This is a genomic window from Mesorhizobium sp. M2C.T.Ca.TU.002.02.1.1, assembly GCF_003997225.1.
In genome coordinates this window covers 1-2841 of sequence record NZ_RZTO01000778.1, presented here as the reverse complement: position 1 = coordinate 2841, position 2841 = coordinate 1, and the positions used below count along the sequence as shown (strand labels likewise).

The window sequence follows — 2841 nt, the reverse complement described above, 5'->3', positions numbered from 1 at the left end:
GTCCCTTGTTGACCGCGACATTGGCGACGCGCTCCATTTGCTGGCGCCAGTCGTTGCCGACGAAATTGTTGGAAAGGTAGATGGCGTAGGTTTTCTTGGCTTCGGCATGGCCGGATGTCGCTCCAACGCAGACTGCGAATCCGGCAAGCGCCATCAGGCCGGCGCACAGGCTCCTCGATTGCATTGTCTCCTCCCTATGTTCCTCCCGGCCGGCGATGGACTGCGCCATCTTGATCGGACACCGGGCCTCTCGACGGCCGTGAGCACGGGCGGAATTCGCGCGCGATCTCGCTTCCCGCCGGCATCTCAGCCTAGCTATCATGCTATTATAATTTTATAGGTCTGTCTATGTGCCCGTCGACAGAAATCGCACGTCGGGGCAGCCTCAGGACAGGTCGTTGGGCGCGTCGTAGGTGATGCTGAAAATATCGGCCGGATGGCGCGCGACGGAGAACTCGATGCTGCGCTGGTCGGCCGACTGATAGAGCATCTCCACAGTCAGCACCGCGCTGCCCAGCGCGATGCCGAGATCGGCGGCAACCGCCTCGTCGGCGACTTCGGCGCGCACGGTGACATGCGCCACGTCGAGACGCAGGCCGAGATGCTTCTGCACCGAGCGGAAGATCAGCACGTCGGAGAAGTCCTCGCGCTTCAGCCTGGCGCCGACATCTGGGGGAAAGTAGGTGGTGATCTGCGCCTTCCGCTGCTCGCCGATCGACAGCACGCTGCGCAGGCAATAGCCCGCCTCCTCCTTGCCCATGCCGAAATGGCGCTGGAGCACAGGTGAGACTTCCTTGCGATAGGATTTCACCGTCAGCTGCGCGTCCTTGGTGAAGGCCGCCATGTCGGCGAAGTTCTTGAACTTCCAGCTCAGATTGACCGACGGGCTGCGCGCGGCGACCACCGCCGGTTTCGCCGAGCGCTTCTTGATCAGGCCGTCGGCCTCGAGATCGCGCAGCGCCTGGCGCACGGTGATCAGGCTGACCCCGAAATGCTCGGCGATCGCCGCCTCCTTCGGCAATTCGCCGCCGACGGGAAAAGTGCCGTCGCCGATCGGCACACGCAAGATGTCGGCAAGCTGACGATAGAGCGGCCCGTTGGAGCGTCCAAGCGTGCGCCTGGGAAGACTGTCGATGGTGGGAACGGTGTGGTCCATGAGCCTCGTCGCGTCTGTGTCGAAGCTTTTATAATAGCTTCCGTCGCCCGAGGCTAGGCAACGTCGGCGACGATCCGCAGTCCTAGACGAAGAGCCGGAGCGGATGCTCGACCGCCGATTTCAGGGCGGCGAGCCACGCGGTCGAGGTCGCCTCGTCGAAGGCTGCCGTGTCTGCCGTGAGCAGGCACTCGGCATGGTCGCCCGCGCTGTCGACCGAGACCGTCAGGCGCATGGCCCGGCCAGGCAACAGCGGCATCATCATCGGTCGGATATCGCTCGGCGGCAGCAGCCGCGCGGACAGGGTGGCGGGTTTTTGCGAATCGTCGCGCGTGTCCGACTGGGCCGCAAGCCGCGTCGCGCGCAACGATGTCAGCGGCATTCCCGAGGTGGCCGCGAAGACGACTTGCCTCTTGCCCAGTTCGAGCGTCACCGGCGCCTCGCCGGCCTTCGCCCCGTCCGAAATCTCGATGAATGCGCTACCCACCGCGCGCAGCAGGATATCGTCGATGTCGAACACTTTCCCCGAGCTCTCCAGCGCGGCCAACAATTCATGCAAGGCGCCCATGGCGATCGATGTCGCGAAGGCGGCGATGCTGGAAGCGGCAACCATTGGCGCCGGAGCCGCATCCGCAAGCGCCGCAGGCGCTTCGAGCGGGACGAACTCGAGCACATCGGCGGCCAGGATGCGGCCGCCCGGACCGCTGCCGCGGAGGGCTTCGAGCGGAAGGTTGCGCTCGCGGGCAAGCCGGCGCGCATAGGGCGAGACAGCCAGCCGCGATGCGACGGCAACGTTCATTTCAGATACTCGGCGTTGACGCAGTTGGTCAGTCGTCGCTCGGCGAGATAGGCATGCACGACTTCGATCGATTTCAGCCTGAGATCGCGCATCGCCGCCGGGCTGTAGAAGGCCGCATGCGGCGTCACGATCAGCCGGTTGGCGATCCATGGCTCGCGGCGCCGCCACGCCGCCAGAAGCGGATGGTCGAGGTCGCCCGGTTCGTTCGGCAGGACGTCCAGCCCGGCGCCGGCGACTTTGCCGTTGCGCAGCGCCGCTTCCAACGCGTCGAGATCGACGATCGGACCCCGCGCCGTGTTGACGAAGACAAGGCCCGGCTTGGCGGCGGCGAAGGCATCCGCGCCGAGCAGCTTGCGCGTTTCCTCGCTCAACGGTGCATGCACGCTCACCACATCGGCCCGCCCCATCAGATCGGCCAGCGAATGCACCCGCCCATAGCCGGTCGACAGGTCGACGCCGGACAGAAGATGCGGATCGTAAAACACCACCTTCATGTCGAAGGCGGCAGCGCGGCGGGCCGCGGCAAGCCCGATGCGGCCGAGCCCCACGATGCCGAAGGTCGCCCCCTTGTGACGGCGCACCAGCGGCGCCTTGGAGAAATGCCAGCCCTCGGCGCCATTGGCCGCTAGCTCGGCGCCATAGGCAGAGGTGCCGCGCGTCAGCGCCAGCATCAGGCCGATGGCATGGTCCGCAACCTCTGTGGTGCCGTAGTCAGGCACGTTGCAGGCGGGAATCTTGCGCGCGCCCCAGCCGGCCGTATCGATGTTGTCGAAGCCGACACCGGAGCGCACCGCGATCCTGGCCTTGGGAAAGGCAGTCGGCGCAGCGGCGACATTGTGGGTCGGCGAATAGTTGATGACCGCATCGACCGTCTGGCAAACCGCCGGAT

3 protein-coding genes and 1 pseudogene are annotated in these 2841 nt (G+C 65.7%); all 4 read right to left on the bottom strand.

Annotation, left to right across the window (positions count from 1 at the left end; genetic code table 11):
• Positions 1-184: pseudogene (locus EOD07_RS29255) on the bottom strand (sugar ABC transporter substrate-binding protein); the annotation flags it as partial.
• 201 nt (positions 185-385) lie between these two features.
• Positions 386-1156: a GntR family transcriptional regulator gene (locus EOD07_RS29250; protein WP_127237818.1), complete on the bottom strand. Its 771-nt coding sequence runs from the start codon at positions 1154-1156 to the stop codon at positions 386-388.
• 82 nt (positions 1157-1238) lie between these two features.
• Positions 1239-1952 carry an E3 binding domain-containing protein gene (locus EOD07_RS29245; protein ID WP_127237817.1) on the bottom strand — a complete coding sequence of 238 codons (714 nt, stop codon included), beginning with the start codon at positions 1950-1952 and terminating at the stop codon, positions 1239-1241.
• A partial coding sequence (locus EOD07_RS29240) for a C-terminal binding protein (protein WP_164772643.1) occupies positions 1949-2841 on the bottom strand: 893 nt, incomplete at its 5' end. The genes EOD07_RS29245 and EOD07_RS29240, both read right to left, overlap by 4 nt.